This is a genomic window from Blautia sp. LMAG:89 (assembly GCF_008679485.1).
Lineage (GTDB): Bacteria > Bacillota > Clostridia > Lachnospirales > Lachnospiraceae > Blautia_A > Blautia_A fusiformis.
Genome location: NZ_NANC01000012.1, coordinates 306,659 through 328,838 on the forward strand (window position 1 = coordinate 306,659; position 22,180 = coordinate 328,838).

General features: G+C 43.4%; 18 protein-coding genes and 1 pseudogene. 4 read left to right on the top strand and 15 right to left on the bottom strand.

Features of this window, described 5'->3' with window-relative positions:
- Positions 1–14: 14 nt before the first annotated feature.
- The 8 genes from CCC70_RS14650 to CCC70_RS14685 form a co-directional block, all read right to left on the bottom strand.
- Positions 15–2,036, bottom strand: coding sequence for a GGDEF domain-containing protein (locus CCC70_RS14650; protein ID WP_287085158.1), 2,022 nt, complete (start codon positions 2,034–2,036; stop codon positions 15–17).
- 161 nt (positions 2,037–2,197) lie between these two features.
- Complete coding sequence (locus CCC70_RS14655; RefSeq protein WP_287085159.1) at positions 2,198–5,482, bottom strand: SpaA isopeptide-forming pilin-related protein; 3,285 nt, start codon at positions 5,480–5,482, stop codon at positions 2,198–2,200.
- Complete coding sequence (locus tag CCC70_RS14660; protein WP_186582484.1) at positions 5,479–6,702, bottom strand: hypothetical protein; 1,224 nt, start codon at positions 6,700–6,702, stop codon at positions 5,479–5,481. Before CCC70_RS14660 ends, CCC70_RS14655 begins: the two co-directional genes overlap by 4 nt.
- The gene (locus tag CCC70_RS14665) at positions 6,699–7,283 is read right to left on the bottom strand and encodes a hypothetical protein (protein ID WP_186582483.1); all 585 of its coding nucleotides are present in this window, start codon (positions 7,281–7,283) and stop codon (positions 6,699–6,701) included. The genes CCC70_RS14660 and CCC70_RS14665 overlap by 4 nt, the downstream gene beginning before the upstream one ends.
- On the bottom strand, positions 7,280–7,927 hold the full coding sequence (locus CCC70_RS14670) for a TasA family protein (RefSeq protein ID WP_015524856.1): 648 nt from the start codon (positions 7,925–7,927) through the stop codon (positions 7,280–7,282). Before CCC70_RS14670 ends, CCC70_RS14665 begins: the two co-directional genes overlap by 4 nt.
- 2 nt (positions 7,928–7,929) lie before the next feature.
- Entirely contained in the window at positions 7,930–8,409 is a 480-nt protein-coding gene (locus CCC70_RS14675) for a signal peptidase I (protein ID WP_021650528.1), read from the bottom strand.
- Between the two features lie 490 nt (positions 8,410–8,899).
- Positions 8,900–9,793, bottom strand: a complete 894-nt coding sequence (locus tag CCC70_RS14680) for a M14 family zinc carboxypeptidase (RefSeq protein WP_015524854.1) — start codon at positions 9,791–9,793, stop codon at positions 8,900–8,902.
- 77 nt (positions 9,794–9,870) lie between these two features.
- Complete coding sequence (locus CCC70_RS14685) at positions 9,871–10,404, bottom strand: hypothetical protein (protein ID WP_287085160.1); 534 nt, start codon at positions 10,402–10,404, stop codon at positions 9,871–9,873.
- 120 nt (positions 10,405–10,524) lie between these two features.
- Between CCC70_RS14685 and CCC70_RS14690 the strand changes: the two are divergent.
- Positions 10,525–11,004 (top strand): annotated as a pseudogene (locus CCC70_RS14690) (IS1634 family transposase); the annotation flags it as partial.
- A gap of 152 nt (positions 11,005–11,156) precedes the next feature.
- On the opposite strand, the gene CCC70_RS14695 reads toward CCC70_RS14690, so the two are convergent.
- The 6 genes from CCC70_RS14695 to CCC70_RS14720 all read right to left on the bottom strand — a co-directional run bounded on the left by CCC70_RS14695 (position 11,157) and on the right by CCC70_RS14720 (position 18,836).
- Positions 11,157–12,725 (bottom strand): glycoside hydrolase family 43 protein, encoded by a 1,569-nt coding sequence (locus CCC70_RS14695; protein ID WP_270389793.1) that lies wholly within the window; start codon positions 12,723–12,725, stop codon positions 11,157–11,159.
- 86 nt (positions 12,726–12,811) lie between these two features.
- Positions 12,812–13,582, bottom strand: a complete 771-nt coding sequence (locus CCC70_RS14700; protein ID WP_287085161.1) for a polysaccharide deacetylase family protein — start codon at positions 13,580–13,582, stop codon at positions 12,812–12,814.
- A gap of 4 nt (positions 13,583–13,586) precedes the next feature.
- Positions 13,587–15,686, bottom strand: coding sequence for a glycoside hydrolase family 3 C-terminal domain-containing protein (locus tag CCC70_RS14705; RefSeq protein ID WP_287085162.1), 2,100 nt, complete (start codon positions 15,684–15,686; stop codon positions 13,587–13,589).
- Positions 15,687–15,718: 32 nt separating this feature from the next.
- Positions 15,719–16,564, bottom strand: a complete 846-nt coding sequence (locus tag CCC70_RS14710; RefSeq protein WP_119240729.1) for a carbohydrate ABC transporter permease — start codon at positions 16,562–16,564, stop codon at positions 15,719–15,721.
- A 12-nt stretch (positions 16,565–16,576) separates the two neighbouring features.
- A complete protein-coding gene (locus CCC70_RS14715; RefSeq protein ID WP_119240730.1) occupies positions 16,577–17,464 on the bottom strand; it encodes a carbohydrate ABC transporter permease in 888 nt (295 codons plus the stop codon).
- 79 nt (positions 17,465–17,543) lie between these two features.
- Positions 17,544–18,836 carry an ABC transporter substrate-binding protein gene (locus CCC70_RS14720; protein ID WP_119240731.1) on the bottom strand — a complete coding sequence of 431 codons (1,293 nt, stop codon included), beginning with the start codon at positions 18,834–18,836 and terminating at the stop codon, positions 17,544–17,546.
- Between the two features lie 316 nt (positions 18,837–19,152).
- On the opposite strand from CCC70_RS14720, the gene CCC70_RS14725 reads away from it, so the two are divergent.
- Positions 19,153–20,043, top strand: coding sequence for a helix-turn-helix transcriptional regulator (locus CCC70_RS14725; RefSeq protein ID WP_118513450.1), 891 nt, complete (start codon positions 19,153–19,155; stop codon positions 20,041–20,043).
- A gap of 232 nt (positions 20,044–20,275) precedes the next feature.
- Here the strand turns inward: CCC70_RS14725 and CCC70_RS14730 are convergent, their stop codons facing one another.
- Positions 20,276–20,431 (bottom strand): hypothetical protein, encoded by a 156-nt coding sequence (locus CCC70_RS14730; protein ID WP_173722276.1) that lies wholly within the window; start codon positions 20,429–20,431, stop codon positions 20,276–20,278.
- Positions 20,432–20,547: 116 nt separating this feature from the next.
- Here CCC70_RS14730 and CCC70_RS14735 point away from each other — a divergent pair, with 116 nt between their 5' ends.
- Both CCC70_RS14735 and CCC70_RS14740 read left to right on the top strand, forming a co-directional pair.
- A complete protein-coding gene (locus tag CCC70_RS14735; protein WP_021650530.1) occupies positions 20,548–21,390 on the top strand; it encodes an ABC transporter ATP-binding protein in 843 nt (280 codons plus the stop codon).
- 54 nt (positions 21,391–21,444) lie between these two features.
- Positions 21,445–22,176 carry an ABC transporter permease gene (locus CCC70_RS14740; RefSeq protein WP_021650531.1) on the top strand — a complete coding sequence of 244 codons (732 nt, stop codon included), beginning with the start codon at positions 21,445–21,447 and terminating at the stop codon, positions 22,174–22,176.
- Positions 22,177–22,180: the final 4 nt, after the last annotated feature.

Consider the following 22,180-nt stretch of genomic DNA (forward strand, 5'->3'; position numbering starts at 1 on the left):
TATTCCTGTATCTTTCACTCTGCATCGCTTTGCTTTTTCAGTTCTTCGTCATACAGCTTAACACCTGTTTCACAATTTCCAGCAGCATATTTTCTTGCATAATTCGCTGCATCGATCGCCTCAGATGCATTGTTACATTCTTTGGTGATCAGATAAATCCCAGTGCGGACACAGAGCTCCATATCCGGATATTTCTCTTTCATCTGCCGTAAGAACTCCTGATTGGTCTTTAAAACAGATGTTTCCGGATCAACATCCATATCACATGGAGTGAAAAGGATAAAATGATCAGAGATCGCCCTGGTAAAATATACATCCATATCTGTTTTTAGAACGCCTATCACATACTCGGAAAACTGCCGCAGGATCTGATCTCCCACACGATATCCGTATTTTGCATTAATACGTTTAAATTTTTCAAAATCGGTATATATCACTGCATGTCCCGGCCCGTAACCTCCGATCAGCATTTTCTCCACATTTTCGCGAAATCTTGAAAAAGAAGACAATCCGGTAAGCTGATCCCGTCCGGATTCTGCAGCAATGCTACGATAAGCACTGTTAAATGCTTGGTTCTTGGCATAATGCGCGGAAATGATCTTGGTCACTTCTCCCAATAGCTTACGATCTTCTCTGGACCAGAGCCTTTTTTCCTGGCAGGTCACGTATGCAATGGCCCCTGTATAGCTTCCCTCACAGTACATGGCAGCACAGACTACGGTTTTTGCTCCGCACTGTAACACATTCTTTCTTCTCTGTTCCGAATATTCAGCCAGATCATTCTCCTGAATCACCACAGTACCATATTCATCATTGTGGCGAAACAATGTGATAAAATCACTTTTTGAGAAATGTATCTCATCTATCAAAAGCCTGTATTCTTCTTCCGAAACCCATTGAAAAACCCTGTTTATTTTCTGCTCTGCCACCTTGGTATGCAGGACTGTGATCCGGTTAAGCCGGAATTTCAGACCGATCACTTTCATCAGAAGTTCAATCGCTGCCTGAAAGCTGCTCATTTTTTCAAATATTTCAAATGCAGTAGAAACAATATCATTATGAAGATATCTGGCATCTATCTCAACACCCTCGTATAATTCCTGCTTTTCCTCTGTCTTATCCTCAAAACGTCTCAGATTATCACAGAAAGCATAGCGGTTTTTTCCATTTTTCTTTGCCTGGTAAAGTGCCCAGTCTGCATTTTCAAAGAGCTGCTGATATGTATATCCGGAAACATTTTCCGGAAGAAAGCAGATCCCCACACTGCAGGTTGCCAGATACGTGGTTCCCGGAAATTTAAGTTTCTGCACTTCCCGTATCAGTTTTCCTGCCTTTTTCATGATTGCTGCATGGCTGATATCCTTCAAAAGGATCACAAATTCATCGCCACCCAGACGCATGATCACATCATTAATGTCGAACAAAGCCACAAACAGCTCCGCAAAACGTTTCAGGACTTCATCACCGAACATATGTCCGTAAGTATCATTTACATTTTTAAAATAATCTACATCAAGCACCATCATCCCACATCCTGCATAGGGATTTCTAGATGCAAGGTATTCATCGATCAGTTCTTTTCCGAAAAAGCGGTTATACACTCCGGTCAGAGGATCTTTCTGGGCACGTTCCTCAAGAAATTCTTCCTGCAGCTTCTCCCTGGTGATATCTCTGGAGCTTCCTATGAAATAATGATATCCGGTATTTTTATCCTGTGCTATAAATCCCCGTACTGTCAGAAGACTCGCATTACCGTCTTTATTGATACACCGCACTTCTATCGTCCCGCCTTCCCGGGATGTCAGAAAATCCGTCAGGTACTTCCAGTCGTCTTTATAAACATTGCTGTATTTCTGTCCACTGGTCTTAAAATCCGTAATATTTTTTACAGGTCTCAGGTATTCATCCAAACGTTCATATATGTCCGTCTCCTGACAGTACTGAAAAAGCTTCAGTGTAGTATTTCGATAAATGCAAGCGTATTTTTCCAATGTATCCCGAATATCAAAAACGGGATTTTTTTCGTCTGTTTTCATCATCGACCTCCCAGAGAGTTCTTGAGTTCACAGTATTTGTAAAAAAGTATACCATATCTTTGGGTATATATGTAGTTTTTTTATTTCTTTTTACAGTTTGTTTTTTACTATATAAAATACGCAGCTAAGGGCAGGATTACTCCTGCCCCTCTGTATTTTTTTCAGGAAAATGATACGGGTATGGTATTTTTTATGCTGTCATTATGGGAATATCGATCATATCTGGATTTCTCATTTACAAAAGTCAGCGATGCATTTTTGTTTTGCATTGTCAGAGCAGCCGTACCGGAAGCAATCTTCCGGGGATCTGTACCATATGCAGGTGCAGCGCCTTTTATGATGCGGACATTCTCTGTATTTGCCCGTACATCTTTCAGATAGTAGCGTAGTACCGGTTTTTCCCAGACCGTATACTGCCCCAGCGGGATATTCCTGAGAGTGACCGATAATGTTGCATAGCCATTTTTATCGATTTCATAGCTTCCTCTGGTAAAGGTCACATAATCTTCATATCTGTGAGGATTTCCGGATAGATCCGTACCTTCTGCCACAAAGGAAAAGGTTGGATTTCCATGAGCCCAGGTAATATCCTCCTCTTTGATCTTTTTTATGATGGTGATATTTCCCAGCGGAAGTGTTACCGGAGTATTCTCTGCTTTCAGATCCACAGTATCCGTATCTGTATTTTCTTTTTTCTGGAAGATTACCTCCTTTTCGTATTTGCCTGTATAGTTTTCCGGATTTTTTGTTTCCACTACTTTGAACCTTCCCTGATTGTCATCTGTGAGCACCAGCTCTTCGGTAGAGTACCATCCGGTTTCTCCGTCAAACTTCAGGATGCTCTGCCCGCCCAGGTTATTCTGGTAAGTCTGCTTCCCTCTATTCCACTGAAGCACGGTAAATTCCGCATCTTCCAGAACTTCCCCTGTATAGATGTCTGTTTTTCTCAGACGGATCACCCCTTTATATTCCTTTTCCTTTTCATTGACAACTTCAAAGGAAAGGCGTGCATCCTTGTCTGTGATATCCACCGCTTCTTCCCAGCTTCCTGTATATCCGGGCGGAGTCTTTGTTTCCACGATCTTATATTTTCCCTCATTATCCGAAGTCTTTAAAAGTTCAACGCTTACATAAAGCTCACTTGAGCTATCATAATCCAGAAGAGTTCCTTTTTCTTTATAGGCCTTTTTGGCTGCACTGTATTCATAAAGTGTAAATTCCGCACCCTTCAGGACCTCACCGGTCTTCGCATCGATCTTACGAACCTCTATCCTTCGTTTTTCGTTCTGGTAGTTCACTGCTTCAAACAGGAATTCCTGCTTTTCTCCCGGCTTTTCCAGCGTAAAATTCTTCTGCCAGTTTCCGGTGTAATTGGGAGGAGCTTTTGTCTCACGCACACGGAATTTTCCCTGATTGTCTTCGGTATAATTAAATTTCCCGGAATTATAGGTACGTTTCTGTCCATCATAAGTCAGTTTTTTTAAGGTTACATAGCTTTTGCTTTTTTTACTCCACTGATACAGGGTGAATTCAGCTCCTGCCAGTGGATCACCGGTATTTCCGTCTTTCTTTCTGATGGATACTGTTCCGCTGATATCCATGATATCCGTTACGTTGACGGTTGTTGTCTTTCCACCGGTTACTATAAGATTTTTGATAACGGTGTTCAGCTTGTATCCGGCAGCAGTTTTCGTTTCTTTCACATAATATTTTCCGGGAACCAGTTTTGAAAAAAGGATCTCTCCACTGGCGTTTGTTGTTCCGGTTGAAACCTTCTGATCCTTACTGTACATAGTCCGGTATCCGGAGGTCAGAGCTTCTGCTGCAAACAGTCCGTACTGCGCTCCCTGGATCAGTTTTCCCGTGTTGGGTTCCTTCTTGACCAGCTTTGCATTGCCGTAAACCGATGGCTTTACTGAAAACGAAAGGCTTCCTCTTGTTCCCTGGTATACGTAAGCGCCAAAATCCTGTACTCCATCTTTTCCTGCCTGGGCACTTCCGTCAACCAGGATATAGGAAACCGGCTGAAGCAGCATTTTACAGGAAAACTTCTTTGTTGCAGATGCATTTAACGGGAAGATCAGAAAAAAGTATGCTCCATCCTTCAGGTTCAGGCTTGTTCCCGACATCAGTTTGGGATTGGTTTTGTGAGAATTATAATCCGCTGCGCTCGTCCAGTAGGCCAGCTGCCATTTTTCTGCGGCTCCTCTTGTTATGGTGATCCCGTTTCCTGCTTTTGCTCCATCTGTTACTTTCATAAGAGTACTCATCTGAAATCCGTCTTTCATACTGTCCGGAACAAAGGGAAAACCTGCAGGTCTGCTTCGGAATACACTTAACGGGATCGTCTTTCCGGATGCTGCTGCCCAAGAACCGTCTTCGGAAACATAAACGGCTGCCTTGTTTCTTGCAGGGATCGTCAATGTCTGGATCTTATCGATCAGGCGGTTTATCCCTGTATGTTCTACTTCTGCTGCTGTGGCATATCCACAGTCATTAAAATATACCTTTGACAGCGCAATATGAGTAAATACATAACGGTTCTGCCATTTTGACCAGTCTATGTGACTGCAGGAGGGGTCGTATCCGGTTCCCAGATCCCCCGGTCCTCCGTAACCAAAGTACAAAAGCTTCTGGATCACAGAATTAGTCAGTGCTTTTACTGCCTCATTCTTCAGTGTCATACTGTCCAGTCCATCCTGAGTTGCTTTCAGGCAATACAGAGGTGAAACCTTTTCCTCTCCTGTATCATCGATATAATGTACAGAACGATACGTACATCCCATACGGGTTTTATTTCCGGGACCAAGAAAATCATTGGCAGCTGTCCAGATCTCATCGCAGTAAACCCTGGTCCAGCTGTCCAGATAATACTGGGACGGGGAAAGTGCTGTAGCTGCGATAGCATCCTCTCCTTCTGAGATTACTTCCGCACTGCCAGCTTCCCGGAACTCCCCGGGAAGTGCTGCAGAAAGAGCAATGATCTCTCCGTTTTCGATATCCTGGATCAGTTCCTGATCCTCTTCACTTTCTCCTGTAAGGATTTCCGCGTTTTCTTCCGTGAATACAGTAAATCCCGGATCCTCTGTCTGCTCCGGTATCTCTGTTAGAGCTATATTTTCTCCTTCTTTTGAAACAGCTTCCGGTTCTTCTTCCGGTTCGATCAGCTCATCACTGTCCGTATTTTCAGTATTATCTTTACCTTCTTCAAAAGCTTCCTCCACCGTTTCCGGTTCAGGCAAGGCTGTCGGAACCGGCATCTCAGCCTCCCCAGGCTGATCTGTTACCGGAATATCCGGGGCCTCCTCTTCTTCCTCCGGTTCTGTCTGTTCCTGCTGCGGATCTGCTGATACCGAACTCATATCTGCTGCAGGACTGGCCGAAACCACAAGAGAAGAAGCTGTGATCATCAATGCCATCCATGCACCGATCATTCTTCTTTTCAATTTTTTCGTCCTCCTTTCCATAGCGTCAGACTGCAGGTAAGCAGCGCCATACCAGCCATCAGTGCAAACAGGATCACAGGAGATTCATCTCCGGTCTTCACTGGTGTTGTCCTTACCGAAGAACTGTTATTTCCGGAAGCTCTTTCTGTGGCTTCTTTCCTGCCATTCCGCCGTGGAACAGGGCTGGTATCTGCCGTCTCCTGATCCTCCTCCACAGAAAAGATCCATTTCACGTCTGCTGCCCGAAGAGCATATAAATTATCCAGCTCTGCCGGAACCGTAACCTCAAATCTCATGTTTCCTTTTTCTCCGCTGGAAAATTCCCCCAGGGACACGGCCTTATTGAGAGATGCAGCCAGAAGATCCCCGGAATACAGCTTTTTATCATTCATGGTGATCACCAACTTCAGCTTTTTCAGAAATTCCTGATCCTTTACCGATTTACATTCCGGTGATGTGCGGAAGAAGATCTCTGCTGCATGCTCCGTTGTATTACGGATCTCTACAGAATCATGAAAAACATCTCCCGGCATTGCTGTGGAAAATCCGGAAAAAAAGTCTTCCGGAGCCGCGATCAGTTTGTGCGCATTTCCTTCAAACTCCACCTTCAGATCCACCGGACTTTTTTTCTGAACCACAAGCCCATCGGTATCGTGGATACATCTTAAGATCTTCTGATTTCCCCAGGGTGACATGGCACGGAAATCCGGTGCAAAATTTGCCGCCTGGACAGCATCCGCCACGATAGTGATCCCCAGATTTTTATCCTGGTAGGATTCATCCCATTGGGATGGTACAGTCACACCGGTAAAAATATCCACGCTGTCTCCCTGTTCCAGCTTCCTGGTATAATAAAAATACTCTCCCTTCCGGATCCATCTCGGTGACATTCCTGTAAGATTCCTGTCATCCAGACCATCCAAACCTTCCAGATCATCTGTATAAGAGATCTTCACCCTTACCCAGCATGGCTCTGAGTGATTGGTGATCCTGGGGATCTTGGATATCTCATCTCCCGGAAGAACGATCCGGCGATCCTGATATTTCATTTCTCGGCCGTCCTTTTTTTCCAGTTCCCGAAGAGAAATATTGATATCCCCCACTGCTATGTGATTGGTCACTGTCACGGAATCTGAAAATCTGGCATAAGCAGCCGTACACGCCAGGATACTGCCTGCCACAGCAGCACCTGCCAGCAGGGCTTTAAGGTGTTTTTTCAAGCATTCCCCCTCCTTTCTGCCTGAGCAGAAACCGGATCTGAAAAATACCTCCACGCACTTTCATAATCTGAAAATCCTTCTGCCTGTACAGCTTCCTCATAAACATTGATCTCAAAATCTTTAATGCTGTCCCCATAAGTATCATCGATCTTTTGGGGATCGATCTGAAATCCGGTACACAGAGGAGTTGTTTTTTCTCCCTCGGATATTTTTTTCCGGTAGTAATAATAGCCGTCCTGACTGTTATACACCCAGTTTGCCGTATCCAAACCTGTTAATTTCACGCCTCTGCCGATATCGTCATTGGAGTAGGAAAGGGACATCCTCACATAGCAGTCTGCCTGGAACCCTTTCACACTGCCGGAAAAATTTCCGATCCGGATCTCTTTTCTGTAGGACGGACCATTCTCCATAGGCGTAGGTGTAGGATCCGGAAAATCTTCCTCGATCTCCGTTGTCACATACCCCACTGCAGCAGAATTTATCTTTTTTTCGAAGTCTGAAAAATACGCCGCAGTCCCTGTTGCGCACAGGAGCCCTGTTGTCAGGAGAAGGAAAACGGGTCTTTTTAATTTATTCATTTCGTGACACCACCGGCCTGTCCTTTATTCTGATTTACATATTTCTGGTAAGCAGCAGTTGCCTGCTCCAAAACCGTAGTCTTGTCATCCCCGGTATTGGTAGCCTGGATCGCATAAGCCCGTACCGGCATATCGATCTGCTGTGTATCTAGCTGACCTTCGATGATATTGGCAAAGGTTACTGTATCAAAAAGAGTTGTAGTCTTTGTTCCCGGCTTCAGGATGTGGTTATATGCATAGGTGTAGACCATATTCTGCCCCACTTCAGTCCGCTCCAGCTGTGTCCAGTCCTTGTTTTTGGTGAAGCTGAACAGCTCTGTTTTTGCAAGTGCATTTCTGGTGCCATCCTTGGCTACCGTGATCACATTTCGGACCGGAACAGAAACTTCCAGATAGACAAATGCTTCATTTACTCCTTTATTTGCTACATAGGGGTCCTTCCGGATCACCTGAGTAGGAACCAGATCTGTATTGTCCTCCGGTTTCCAGTTAGGCTCATCCAGGTCGATATCCACTTTTCCTACGGTAAAGCTGTTGGTTGCCGTTTCAAAATCCGTGAGATATGCAGCTGTTCCTCCGGCTGCCAGTGCAGTGATCACAGCAGCAAGTGCGATTCCTTTTACCAGTTTTCTGTTTTTCATCATGATTAAATTCCTCCCTGTATTTTTTTCTTTTTTGGGGTATATGCCAGATCAAAGAGTACTGACAGACATGCCGCTATGCAAACTGCGGCAAAAGGGATCCGGGCTTTCAGAAAATGGATCACGTAGCCCAGATAAGGCAGGTGAAAGACTACCCGCCCGATGATCTGTGACGCCTCTGCGGGAACAGGATCTTCTGTCTTGTTGGCGTCACCTTTTGTGATAAAGATATCCTTTTCTTTTTTAACCACTCTATGGGTGACAACGGTATCTCCGTTATGAAAAGTAATGATATCTCCCTTTTTCGGAGAAAACTCTCCTTCCTTTGTAAAAACCACAGCTCCGGTTGGGATCTCAGGTTCCATGGATCCGGAATAGACCACATAGGGCCGGATCCCGAAAAGTCCGGGAATAAGAAGCACCAATGCCATCACCAGCATCAGTCCCAGAACTGTGTTGCCGATACATCGAAAAAATATTTTCATTCCTGTATTCTGTTCTACATACGATATTTGATGATCACTTCCCTCTGCAGGGAAAGAAACATTGTTCGGATATCAGGAAAATTCCGGCGGAGACCTGCCCCACATAAATTGAGCCATAAAAAAGTCCTCCCTGTATAGCAGTCAATATGGAAATTCACAACATGCTCCCATCACTTAAACGCACAGATTTTGAAGTGAGGACAAGCATGATCAAAATAATAATACAGCAAAAATACTGAATGGAAATTATTCGAGCAGATATGCTCAGATGTGCAGTTCCTCTCATTACTTACAGAGGTGAAGGATTCCTGCGACATTTGTTAAAAAAGATTTGTTTCAGATGATATTATTATAGGGTCCACAGATCCGGAAGTCAATCAAATTCGTCCGACAGGATTCGACACTGGTTTCTCAGCGGGTATGTGGGTATGTCTGCCACCCTATATTTCATAAGCTGACAGACCCTGCATCCGTGCAACGCCAGATTTTTTTACAGCTGTACCAGAGAGTAAATATATTCCAATGGAAGCAGCATCAGATCACGGATTTCCCGTTCTTCCTCTTCTTTATTTCCGGAATTTACCGGCAATTCAATCCGGAAAGCCGGCTGGCGGATCATTTCTCCGTAATACTGTTCCGGCCTGCCTGTGCTCCTTCGCCCGTTCTGCGCTTCTCGTTCTATTGCAAGCTGCTCCAGCTTTCCCCTGGTACATTTTTTCAGGTGGCGTGCAAGACGGTAGCATCTCTGACCAGTGGAAAAATTCTGATCCCGCCGATAATAAACCACCTTTTTTCCATATCCGCAGAAAACCAGCAGGCCACGTCCTCCGTATTCCTGAAAGATCCGGATCAGTGCACGTGTCTCATTTTCACTGGCAGGCTGCTGATGGATCTTTTTTCTGCTGCAGAAGGTAGTAGGAAAATTCCGTGCAGTATCCATTCCTCTTGCATTTCCCTCGAATTCATCACAGGGAACATCCTGCATTTTCAGCATCTGACGGAAAATGGGATTTCGCACAGTATTGTAGCCCTTCCGGCAGATCTCATATCCATCCGGATTGACCACCGGTATGATGCAAAGCCTGGTCTGATCCAGGAGCTTTTTTACCTCATAAAGCTCGTCCACGGTCCAGTTGCATTCATATATTCTGCAAAGCTCCAGTGCCATCCTGGTAAGCCTGTCCGTCATCTGTCCATCCGTTCCGGAAAAACCGGCCACACAGAAAATACAGGCATCTCCCTGTCCGATCTCCAGCATAGGGATCATCCGGTCATCGTGGCTTTTTCCGATCACCCGAAACTGCGTAAAGCTGCTGTAACGCCTGGCTGCCTCCCACAGTGAATAATAAATTGCTTCGTAGGTTTTATCCTGTACTGTATCCATGATGTTCCCTTCCTTCCGTCTTTATACATGTTCATTATTATGTATATTATGCGAAAGAGCATAAAAAAAGAACCGGTTTAACACCGATTCCTTTTGTTTACAAAATAATTCAGGATACCGCCGCCGATGATGATCACCAGCGCAACTGCAACCACTCTTTTCGCTGCCTCCTGAGGAAGCTGGCCCTTGGAGCCAATGGAAGCCTCATAAAAGGTCAGTGTATAATCGATCTCATGAGGAGCACCCATGGCCAGTGTATCTGCAATCACTTCCATCTTATCATCCAGGACAGTTACCGGGACAGTAAAAACAGAATTTCTGCCTTCCTCGCTCTCATTGAGATATTTTTCCCCATCTACGATCATATAATCATAGTTGGAGCTGCTCCACTGGAGCCGTGCATACATCTTCCCATCCTTTACCAGCATCAATGTGGGGGAAGAAACGCTGGCCTTTCCGCTTCCGCCTTCCAGCTCCACCTGTATGGAATATTCTCCGTCCTCCAGATCTGTCTTCACTGCGTTCTCTCCACCTGCAGCCAGAACCTGTATCGGGCATAGCAGCAACATAGTCAGAAGAAGCAGCATTATTGTTCTCATCCTGTGTTTCATGGTTTTCTCTCCGTTTTTTATTTTTCCTTCGTATCACTATAGCACAACCCTCCTTTTCTGTAAAGAACATCTCTGAGTTGTTGAAATGTCTCGGGAGTTTGACAGTTGATCCAAGAAACTTATGATCTTGATGAAGAACAGATCCAGAAAGAAGAAATGTATGATGGGTTTTATGCAGTTATCACAAACCTGGAAGGTGATGTTTCATAGATCATAAGGATCAATAAACAACGTTGGGAAATCGAAGAAAACTTCCGGATCATGAAGACAGAATTCGAAGCAAGACCAATCTATATCAGAAGAGAAGATCGGATAAAAGCCCATTTCATGACTTGTTATATCAGCCTTTTACTCTACCGTCTACTGGAAAAGAAACTTGGGAATCTTTATACAGCAGACCAGATATTGGAAACATTACGCTCTATGCAAATGGCTCTGCTGAACACAGCGAGCGGATATATCCCCTCTTATACAAGAACCGAACTAACCGATGCCTTACATAAAATATTTGATTTTAGAACGGATCATGAATTCATTACTAAAGCAGATATGCGGACCCTCATCAAGAATACAAAACAGATAAAATCAAAGCAAGGATAATATAGTACATATCGCTGCAAAAAGAAAAACGGCCACAACCCCCATATTTACTGGGTTTGTAGCCGTTTTGTCACCTTACAACTGTCAAAGACGGGATCTTAACACAAACGCAAAGGCAGAACAACCAATTGCCGGAATCATCAGAATGATTGTTACTTTACCGTAAATCTGCAAAACTGCGCACAGCCTGTACTCTGTTTCTGTTCAGAGTGTACATACATTCCCACTGTACAGCCGGTAAAACCGCCTGCCGCTTCTGTACACATATGGCTGATATCCACATCCCTGATTATACATTGTGATTTTTCTTCTGTCTCAGGCCGAATCAGCCATACCTGTGCCAAGCTTTGGTCTACGCTCAATCTCAGGGTCTGCATACCTCTTTTCTCTGTTTTCTTTTCTGCAAGTATCTTCTCTGTTCCATTGATACATACTGTGACATAGATATAGCCGTCTGCCCCCACTTCTCCATATTCTGCCAGAAGATAATTCTGAGAATTCTGAAGATAGGCAATTCCGGCTCTGTCACCCTTTTCTCCTGCTTTTAACAAAAACTCCGTCTCTGCCTGAAATCTATGGTGCTTTTGTCTCACCGCAACATACGAAGGACTCCCATTATCCCCAATTGCCACAGCTTTTGCAGGAAGTTCTAAACATTCTTCCTGTTCATCTATTGTATAAGCATTCGGCTGGGGATTTCTGAGCATCATAAAATCCGGTGAAAGCTTTTTATCTGTCATATTTTTGAAACTGTAATTTCTGACTTCATTCAGTTCTCCGGGCATAGAGTTATCCTTCTCACCAGGAAGACAGATTTCCTTTTCCAGCATTCCTACTCCCGGGTTTACCACCGGCCAGTCATCCTCCCACTCTACCTTTGCCAGAAAAGTCTCTCTTCCCAGAAATGTCTTTCCGTCCACAGGTCTGCAGCCCAGAACAACCATAAACCAGTTTCCCTGTTCATCCTCAGTCAGATCGCAATGTCCTACACAGGTAATCTCCGCATTTTTTCCCAAATGTCTGTGTGTCAGGATCGGATTTGTCCCTGCATATTCATAGGGGCCAAAAATATTTTTACTCCTGGCCACCATTTCACTGTGATGCTCCTCTGTTCCACCTTCTGCATGAAAAATATAGTAATAACCATTTCTTTTATAAAGATGAGGACCCTCCGGCCAGATTGCATTTCTCTGGAATCCATATAAAACAGGATGCGCCTCCCCTTCTAGCCTGAAAGTCTGCAAATCCAGCTTCTGTATCCATATTTCGCAATCACCATTGTACCTGCCGCCACGGGAATTTTCTCTCTGCCCGATATAATAACAGGTTCCATCCTCATCAAAGAATAAGCTCGGGTCAATTCCCCTGGCATTTTCCAAAAAATGAGATTCTGACCATGGACCCTGGGGATTTTTTGCAGTTACTATAAAATTTCCGCCGCCAGATACATTGGTAGTAATCAGATAAAAAGTTCCCTTATGCCACCGAAGTGTAGGAGCATAAATCCCCTCATTATGTTCACAGTCCTGTAAGGGCATCTGGCTCTCCCGTGTCAATATATTGCCGATCTGCTCCCATTGTGCCAGATTTCTGCTGCGAAATACAGGAATTCCCGGAAAATATGCAAAAGTAGATGTAACCAGATAAAACCACTCTCCCACCCTGCATATGGACGGATCCGGATAAAAGCCACTTAAAATCGGATTTTTACAAGTTATCATTGATCATTTCCTCCCGTAAATCAAATATGAAATCTGTAGACTCTCTTATATGCTTTTCAGCAAACCCTATATCAGTGAATGCCAGATTATAAGATCTGGCACTCTCCATTTATTTTACAATATATTTTTATTTTTGATAAATTTTCTACAGAGGTACATTCTGCATTGAATATCAGATTTCTGGCTGCATTCATATAATTCACATAATCCATATTAGTGGTATACCACACATTTTCATGGTTTGAAATCTTTCTGCAGAAGCTTTCCATTTGCTCCCATGTCTGTTCCCGTTCAAACTCAAAGCTGTGTCCCCATACATAGAGAAGAGGAAGCTTCTGATAATCTGGTTTGTGCAAAAACTTTTCTGCAATTCCCCTGAATGCATCATTGTGATGACAGGACGGAGTCCACCTCATAAAATCCTCCGGAATGCGGAAATTTTCTGTAGACTCCACAGTCCTGCTGTATGCAAACCCAAGATTCTTCAGGGTATTGATGACCCTTTCGTCATATTCTCCAAATGCATAAGAACATCCTCTGATAATCCTTCCCGTTTCTCTCTCCAGACTGCATCTGTCCTGATAAAATTCCTGAACCAGTCTTTCCTGCGAAAGATGTGTGGGATACTCATGTGCAACACCATGACAGGCAATTTCATGTCCCTGATATAAGCTTTTCAGTTCTTGTGTTTTTATAAATCCTTCTGTATCCAAAGTCCCTGAGTTCAGATGAAATGTTGCTTTCAGATTATATTTATTAAAAATATCAACCAGTCTTCTATCAAAAATCTGGCCATCATCATAGCTGAATGTAACTGCCCGGTCTTTCCACTGCGGATAAAACAAGTCAAATTTCATAAGCTCAGTCTTCTTTCTCCCAGATTATCTTTACAGGTTCTGTTCCGGTAAGCTCTATACTTCTTTCATCTGGTTGGCTACAGCCTGCAAAAATCTCATATTTCCTGCCATCCTCTATGCGTTCTCCATTTTCATCTACCACTGTAAATGCCTTTTCCCAGACAGGAACCATAACTTTTCTGCGTTCTCCTGCTTTTATAAAAATTCTCTGGAATCCTCCCAGTGCAGGATTTGGAATTGCATTTTTACTGTCAAGATTTTTTACATAAACCTGAACAACTTCCTCAGTATCTGCATTACCCTTATTATATACTTCTGCCTCTACTGTTATCTTCCGTCCGCACTGTCTTACCTCTGCATTTTCTACTTTTACATTGCTGTAGGTAAGTCCATATCCAAAGGGGAACTGTGCTTTTCCTTCCATATAACGATAGGTTCTGCCTTTCATGGAATAATCTGTAAATTCCGGAAGTTCTTCAAGGCTCTCGTAAAAGGTAACCGGAAGTTTGCCGGATGGGGAGTTTTCCCCAAACAGAATTTTTGCTGCCGCTTTTCCGCCCTGACTTCCCGGATACCACAGAACCATAACTGCATCAAATTTCTCTGCTGCATAGCTCATATCAATATCACTTCCTGCCATCAGACAAAGAACCACCGGTTTTCCGGAACCAGCCATTGCTTCCATTAAATCAATCTGGGACTGAGGAAGCTTCAGGCTCTCTTTATCTCCGGATGCATAGCTGTTTCCGGTATCTCCTTCTTCACCCTCCAGTGTCTCATCCAGACCTACACAAAGAATCACCACATCACTGTTTTCTGCAACGATCTTAGCTTCCGCAAGACGATCTCTGCTGAATGCCAGAGGTTCTGTTCTGTCTCTAAACAACTCGCTTCCTACAGAACTAAGAATTCTCACATCCTCACCTACATAATCCTGGATTCCCTCCTGGATTGTAATATATCTGGATGCAGTTCCATGATAATTTCCAATCAAAGCCTTTCTGCTGTCTGCATTAGGTCCCACAATTCCGATTGTTTTGATATCCTCTTTTTTTAATGGAAGAATTCCATTATTCTTCAAAAGTACAAAACTCTTCGCTGCTGCTTTCTCTGCTGCTGCCAGATGTTCTGCTGATTCTACTTCCCTATAGGAAATATCATCATATTCACTGCCATCAAATAGCCCAAGAAGATATCTGGTAGTAAAAAGTCTTACTGCTGATTCTGTAATCCTTTCCTCTGTGACAAGCCCCTTTTCATATGCTTTCATAATATGAAGATATGTATTTCCACAGTTCAGATCGCAGCCATTATTAATGGCAAGTGCTGCAGACTCATAAGCCGTATTAGTCACCATATGATGTTCATGGAAATCTCTAATCGCCCAGCAGTCTGATACAAAATGTCCCTGGAACTTCCAGTCATCTCTCAGTTTTTTCTGCAGAGCAGGGCTTCCACAGCAGGGTTCTCCATTTGTGCGGTTATATGCTCCCATAACTGCCTCTACATCAGCCTCCTCTACCAGGCTTTCAAATGCAGGCAGATACGTTTCTTCCATATCTTTTGCAGATGCCTTTGCATCAAACTCATGTCTGATCGCTTCCGGTCCGGAATGCACTGCAAAATGCTTTGCACATGCCGCAGCTTTCATAGTTTCTCCATTACCCTGAAGAGCTTTTACAAAAGCTACTCCAAGCTCTTTGGTAAGATACGGATCTTCCCCGTAAGTTTCATGGCCTCTGCCCCATCTCGGATCACGGAAAATATTTACATTGGGGGACCAGAATGTCAGTCCTTTATAAATATCTCTGTCTTCTTCACTGGAATATGCATTGTATTTTGCACGTCCTTCTGTTGCTACAATATCTGCCATTTCAGCTACGCAATCTCTGTCAAATGTGGCAGCCATGCCAATTGCCTGCGGAAATACAGTTGCCTGTCCTGCCCTGGCTACCCCGTGAAGTCCTTCATTCCACCAATTATAAGCAGGGACACCAAGTCTCTTTATAGCCGGCGCATCATATCTTAACTGACTGGCTTTTTCTTCCAGTGTCATTTTGGATACCAGTTCCTGTGCTTTCTTTCTTGCCTCGTCTCTGTTCATACAAGCCTCCTTTTACACATTCCTTTCATACATCATCCTTTTACAGCACCTGTAGTCAGACCTTCTACAATCTGATTACTGAACAGGCAGTATACAATAACGGTAGGTGCGATTGCGATAATAATTGCTGCGAACATCTGTACATAGTTTGTGGCATATGGTCCTACGAAATATGTAAGTGTTACAGGCAGTGTTTTCTTTGCCGGATCTGAGACAAATACCATAGCCATCAGCAGCTCATTCCAGTTACCTACGAATGTCATAAGACCTGAAACAAAGAATCCTGTTCTGCAAAGGGGAAGTGCGATTCTGAAAAAGCATCCATAAATTCCACATCCGTCAATGGCTGCTGCCTCAAATAATTCTCCAGGCATAGATTTGAAAAATCCTGTCAGAAGGAAAATAGTCATCGGAAGGGAAAAGGTAATATACGGGATCATCAGACCTACTCTTGAGTTAGTCAATCCCAGCCCTGCAAAACGTACGAACAGCGGAATCAGGATACAATGTACCGGAACCATCATTCCGATCAGGAAAAATGTGTGTGCTGCTTCTGATAATTTCCAATGCATTCTTGCAATGGCAAATGCTGCCATTGCTCCAAAAAACAGACTGACTACAAGTGTGATCCCACAGACCAGTACTGAGTTTACAAGTGCAATTCCAAGCTTACCCATTGTCCATGCCTGCTGGTAATTTTCCCAGTGAAATACTTCCGGCAGGGCAAATGGAGCTGCCATTACGCCTGCATTATCTTTTAATGAAACACATAACATCCATAACAGCGGAGCCACATAAATCACAGCAAGTGCAATAAGAAATATATAAAGAATTACTGTAACAGGCTTTACCGGTTTTCTTGATTTTTTTGTCTGCATCTCTGTTACCTCCTAGCCCTCGTAAGTTTCAACTTTAATTACTTTTTTAACCAATAATGTTACGATCAGACACATAACCAGTAAGACTACAGAAATCGCACTGGCATAACCATATTTAAAATAGTTAAAACCTTCCGCATAAAGTTCTGTCGCAAGCACCTCGGTTCTGTGGTTTGGTCCACCCTGAGTCATGTTATACACAAGGTCAAAGAATTTAAGAGAACCGATACAGTTCAATGAAAGTGAAGTTACCATCATTGGTTTAATCAACGGAAGTGTAATGTAACGGAATGACTGTGTCTTTGATGCGCCGTCTATATAAGAAGCTTCATATATGTCTCTGGAAATTCCTGTGATCTGAGCCATATAAAGCATCATATTCTGTCCAACATACTGCCATAAGGCAACAAACGCAATCACCCACATGGGAAGTACAATAAAACCTTTGGAATCCATCAGCCAAAGAGGGCCTTTGATTCCGAACTGTGCCAGCAGATTATTGATACCGATCTTTGGGTTAAACATAAATGCCCATAAAAGACCTAAGGCTGCTGAGGAAAGAACGGATGGAAGATAATAAATATTTTTGAAAAGGTTTCTGCCTTTCTTAATATTGGTAAGCATAACTGCAAGACCAAGGCCGATCACCTGCTGAGTGATAGCAGAAAAGATCATAAAGAAAATAGAGTTCTTTAACGCAATTTTAAATGTAGAATCTTTAAAAAATAGATTTTTATAGTTTGCAAGTCCGGTAAATTTGGGCGGTGTCAATGCCGCATAATCGCATAAAGAATAATAAACCATCTGCACCATAGGGATAACCAGTACCAGGACAAACATGATCAGTGCCGGTGCGATAAATATGAAAATAGCCTTCTTATTACGTAAAATTTTATCCATAATTGCCTCCATTTAAAAACTGCTACGGAACTTTTTTCTTCCGCAGCAGCCATGTAAATTCTGTACTATCTATCCACAATTATTTCCAGACGTTTTCTTCATAGAAATCCTGTACTGTCTGGAAGGCTTCTTCCGGAGTCTGGTTTCCAAGGAATATATCAACCATTGCATTGTCGAAGCAGTCACCTGCTTCTACAGATGCCAGAGATTCATTGTAGAATCCAAAAGTACCAGTTGCTTTGTCCATAATATCCTGAACATATTTCAGCTGTGCAGGAGCTTTGTCATAGTCAATGTCAAGATCTTTGATGACCGGGAATTTTCCTCCTATTTCTGCTGTATATTTCTGTGCTTCTTCATCTGTAAACATCTTCATCAGCGCAATTGCTGCATCCTGATGCTCTGTTGTAGAGCTCATCATTAAGTTGTCTGTTTTAACGATCATACGGTTCGGATCATTCGCTCCGTCGATTCCAGGGAACTGGAATACACCGCATTTGCTCTGGAAATCAGGATTATTGCCATTGATCTGAGCCATAGCCCATGATCCCTGTACCAGCATTGCTGCATCTCCATTGTAGAAGTTTGCTGTAGCCTGATCATTGGAGTCACCAGCTGCTGTTTCCTGGAAATACTGAGATAACTCTTTTAATTTCTCACCTGCAGCAATACAGTTATCGTCTGTCCAGTTTGCTTTATGATCTGCGATTGCCTGAAGATCTACACCTGAACGGTCACAAAGATAACCTGCGATCATTGACAGGCACCATGAAGTTCCTGCGGAACAGGAGATTGGTGTAATACCAGCATCCTGCAGTTTCTTACATACATCGATCAGTTCATCATAGGTAGTCGGAACTTCTACTCCGGCCTTCTCAAAAAGCTCTGTGTTATAGTATACACAGGCAGCTGCGAAGTTTGTAGGAACTGCCATAATCTTTCCATCATAAGTCAGTCTGTCAAAGATTCCATCTGTAAATGTTGCGTACCAGTCTTTTTCCTGATTCTCAAGAATATCTGTCAGGTCTGCTGCTGCTCCTGCATTTACATATACATCCATGTTGGGTCCCGGGTTACAAATGTATACATCCGGTGTCTGTCCTGCTGCGATCAGGGCATTTAATTTTCCGTCATATTCTTCCAGATTTGTTGTGATCGGTGTTACATGGTATTTCCCTTCATATTCTGTATTGAAGCGATCAATAACATCTTTGTATCCTTTGGAAACCAGATCCTCTGTAGCTTCCAGGTCATCCCAGAACATCCATTTGATTTCCTCTGTGTCATCTGCATATACAGGCACTGCTACTGCCATGGTTCCCGCTACCATAGCTGCTGAAAGTAATACTGAAAGTAATCTCTTCTTGTTCATTTTTTTAATCCTCCTTTTGATTCATTACCTCGTTTCTTGATGGTTCTACTATATCAGAATGGCCTGTGATTGGCTCCATAATTCTTGTCATGTTGCTATCAATTCTTGCTATTTATCTGCTACTATTTTCTTCAATATGTCAATTTTAATAGATTTTTATATTCTTTTTTGTGTATTTTGACATATGTTTTTATTATTTCAATTTTTCCAATGTTATATATTGCCATTTACACATGTTTTTGATACATTATATACACAAACATCAAAAAGCAACATTTGCTATCAAAAGCAGTAATTAGGTGTGAAAGGAGTCCATATGATCCGAAATTTACAGGGAATTCATGAAACCGTTGATTACAAAGCAGATACCCAGATCTGTCTTTATTACAATGAGGAAGCCGAAAACTATCCGCCTCACTGGCATCCCTCATTCGAAGTGATCATGCCTGTTATTAACGACTACCGGGTTGTCTGCGGTCATAACGATTATCTTATCAAAGAAGGAGAAATTCTTGTTATATGTCCCTGTATGCTTCACGAGCTCTTTGCTCCGGATACAGGAGAAAGGATTATTTTTCAGCCCGGCCTGAACCACATCAAGCTAAAAGAGCTAGATCTGATCACACCACTCCTCAGTCCTGCCATTCTGGTCACCAAGGAAGAATATCCACAGGTCTATGAACACATCCACCGTCTTATGCTGGAAATCAAGGATGAATATATGAATTTTACCACCTATTCTGAAATTTCCATCATTGCAAAATTCCTGGAAATCCTTGTGTATATTGGCAGAAATCACAAAGCTTTTCATCAGCAGGACGGAGACCGTGATATTCACCATCAGAAAGAATATATGGAGAAATTTCTGTTTATCACCGATTATATCAGCAACCACTTTTCTGAAAACCTTACTCTGGAGGAGGTTGCCAGTCTGGCAGGGTTCAGCAAATATCACTTTGCCCGCCTTTTTAAACAATATACTAATTCCTCCTTCTACAAATTTCTGAACCAGAAAAGAATTGAATACGCAAAATCTCTTTTGCTGGATCCGGAGCTTGCTGTTACCGAAGTGGCAGTACAATCAGGCTTTTCCAGCCTGTCCGCCTTTTTACGGATGTTCAAACAATTAAACCTGTGCACTCCCACAGAATTCCGAAATATGTATGATTCACACTTCCAAAAAACACCTGCTTCCGGGAAAAAGTAATCCCGGAAGCAGGTGTCTGTATTTGCTGCTTTGCAGCAAATACACCCCAGATATTCACTGATAACTACATTTCGCAGTTTTCTGGTCAGAGGAAAGGTTCTATCTTCTCGCTGTCTTTGATACAATTTTATTTTTACAGATACCTTTTTATTTTTCCTAACCTTTCAAAAACAAGGCCTGAAAAAGCACTCCACATTTTTCTGCGGAGCGCGTTCTTAATCTCTTATGTTTTTCACACCTTGATTTCCGTTCCGTTCTGGAATGTCACCCGAACATCATCTTTACTGTAGACCGTGATGTAATCGCAGAGTGCGTACCATGCTCCCTCGTCAAAAATCTCGACCTGCTCCGGCAGGGACTGCAGCGTTTCCATAAAATTTTCCATCATCTACCGCTGCGCCTTTTTGCTTTTCTGTAAAGAACATCTCAGAATTGTTGAAATGTCTCTTCTTTTCCAGTATAATAGAGTGAAATTTGCATACAAACGAAAGGAAATGAACAGAGATGATCGAAACAAAAAATCTCACAAAAAAATTCGACAGTTTTACTGCTGTGGATTCTCTGGATCTTCGCATAGAAACCGGCGAATTTTTCGGTCTGCTGGGACCCAACGGTGCCGGAAAGACTACCACGATCAGTCTGCTTTCCACTCTGCTTCTGCCCACAGAGGGCGAAATCCTCATTGACGGGCAGACACTTGGACGCAACCGACCGGATCTGAAGCGCAAGATCAGCGTGATCACGCAGGAATATTCCATGCGCCAGGATATGAACATGGACGAGATCATGGAATATCAGGGCCGTCTTTATTTCATGCCACGAAAAGAGATCAAACGGAAAACTGAAGAGCTTCTGGATTTCTGTGGACTTCTTCCCTTCCGCAAGCGGACTGTAAGGAAGCTTTCCGGTGGTATGAAACGAAAGCTTATGGTATGCCGGGCACTTCTCACAAGTCCGGAGATCCTTCTTCTGGACGAGCCCACTGCAGGCATGGACGCGCTATCCAGACGACAGATGTGGAATCTTCTCCGTCAGCTGAACGGAAAAAATCTGACCATTCTTCTGACAACCCACTATATGGAAGAGGCACAGTCTCTCTGCAACCGGGTAGCACTTATGGATCACGGAAAGCTGGAGGAGATCAATACTCCATCGGGCCTGATCGACGGCCTGGGCAAATACACCGTAGATCAGGAAACACCGGAAGGGGCAAAAAGCCACTACTTCCACAGTCGGGAAGAGGCCATCTCTTTTCTGTCCTCTCTGGACGGACAGTGCACCCTTCGGGAGACAACTCTGGAGGATGTTTTTGTGGAGCGCGCAGGCAGGCATCTGATGCAGCGATAAGCCGGCGTCAGCCACAGTTATCTTATAATTTAACAGAATGGACGATGAATTATCATGGGAATACTTACTATTTTATGGGAAAAATGGGTGGAGTTCCGAAGGGATTTCTATAAGATCACGCTGGCGGCCATGATCGCGCCGCTGATGTATCTGATCGTTTTTGGAATGGGGATCCAGACCTCCTCACACGGAGAGCCTTATCTGAATTTCCTGATCCCGGGTGTGGTTTCACTGACTACAATGAACGGAAGCTTTAATGCTATCGCACAGAATCTGAATGTGCAGCGTCTTTACGAGAAAGCCTTTGACCAGGTTATGATATCTCCGACACCTCTGTGGCAGTTTATTGCCGGACAGATCATCGGAGGCAGTCTCCGCGGGCTTTATGCAGGAGGGATCATCCTTCTTCTGACCATGCCGATCGGAACCGGTCTTGTGTTCAACGGATGGTCATTGCTGGTGATGTTCCTCAACGGTGCTGTATTTTCAGCCATCGGTGTTGTGGTTTCTTTCCTTGCCAAAAACCATGCGGATGTACCTCGTTTTTCCAACTATATCATTATGCCAATGGCTTTTTTGTGCAACACCTTCTTCTCTACAGAGAAGATCCCGGGCTTTCTTGGGAATTTTGTAGCTGCTCTTCCACTGTCACAGACCAGTCATCTGATCCGTACCATTGCTTCCGGCGGTGGAGTCAATTACCTCAGTGTCCTGATCCTGACAGTCTATCTCATTGCATTCAGCATTGCAGCTTCCTGGTTTATCTATAAGAAAAAAAATCTGTAAATTT

Coding starts and splice junctions, on each gene's coding strand:
- CCC70_RS14675 (WP_021650528.1), bottom strand. CDS start 8,409: ATGAAAATATTTTTTCGATGTATCGGCAACACAGTTCTGGGACTGATG.
- CCC70_RS14705 (WP_287085162.1), bottom strand. CDS start 15,686: ATGAACAGAGACGAGGCAAGAAAGAAAGCACAGGAACTGGTATCCAAA.
- CCC70_RS14740 (WP_021650531.1), top strand. CDS start 21,445: ATGGGAATACTTACTATTTTATGGGAAAAATGGGTGGAGTTCCGAAGG.
- CCC70_RS14730 (WP_173722276.1), bottom strand. CDS start 20,431: ATGATGGAAAATTTTATGGAAACGCTGCAGTCCCTGCCGGAGCAGGTC.
- CCC70_RS14685 (WP_287085160.1), bottom strand. CDS start 10,404: ATGAAACACAGGATGAGAACAATAATGCTGCTTCTTCTGACTATGTTG.
- CCC70_RS14650 (WP_287085158.1), bottom strand. CDS start 2,036: ATGAAAACAGACGAAAAAAATCCCGTTTTTGATATTCGGGATACATTG.
- CCC70_RS14695 (WP_270389793.1), bottom strand. CDS start 12,725: ATGATAACTTGTAAAAATCCGATTTTAAGTGGCTTTTATCCGGATCCG.
- CCC70_RS14665 (WP_186582483.1), bottom strand. CDS start 7,283: ATGAATAAATTAAAAAGACCCGTTTTCCTTCTCCTGACAACAGGGCTC.
- CCC70_RS14735 (WP_021650530.1), top strand. CDS start 20,548: ATGATCGAAACAAAAAATCTCACAAAAAAATTCGACAGTTTTACTGCT.
- CCC70_RS14670 (WP_015524856.1), bottom strand. CDS start 7,927: ATGATGAAAAACAGAAAACTGGTAAAAGGAATCGCACTTGCTGCTGTG.
- CCC70_RS14710 (WP_119240729.1), bottom strand. CDS start 16,564: ATGCAGACAAAAAAATCAAGAAAACCGGTAAAGCCTGTTACAGTAATT.
- CCC70_RS14725 (WP_118513450.1), top strand. CDS start 19,153: ATGATCCGAAATTTACAGGGAATTCATGAAACCGTTGATTACAAAGCA.
- CCC70_RS14720 (WP_119240731.1), bottom strand. CDS start 18,836: ATGAACAAGAAGAGATTACTTTCAGTATTACTTTCAGCAGCTATGGTA.
- CCC70_RS14680 (WP_015524854.1), bottom strand. CDS start 9,793: ATGGATACAGTACAGGATAAAACCTACGAAGCAATTTATTATTCACTG.
- CCC70_RS14715 (WP_119240730.1), bottom strand. CDS start 17,464: ATGGATAAAATTTTACGTAATAAGAAGGCTATTTTCATATTTATCGCA.
- CCC70_RS14700 (WP_287085161.1), bottom strand. CDS start 13,582: ATGAAATTTGACTTGTTTTATCCGCAGTGGAAAGACCGGGCAGTTACA.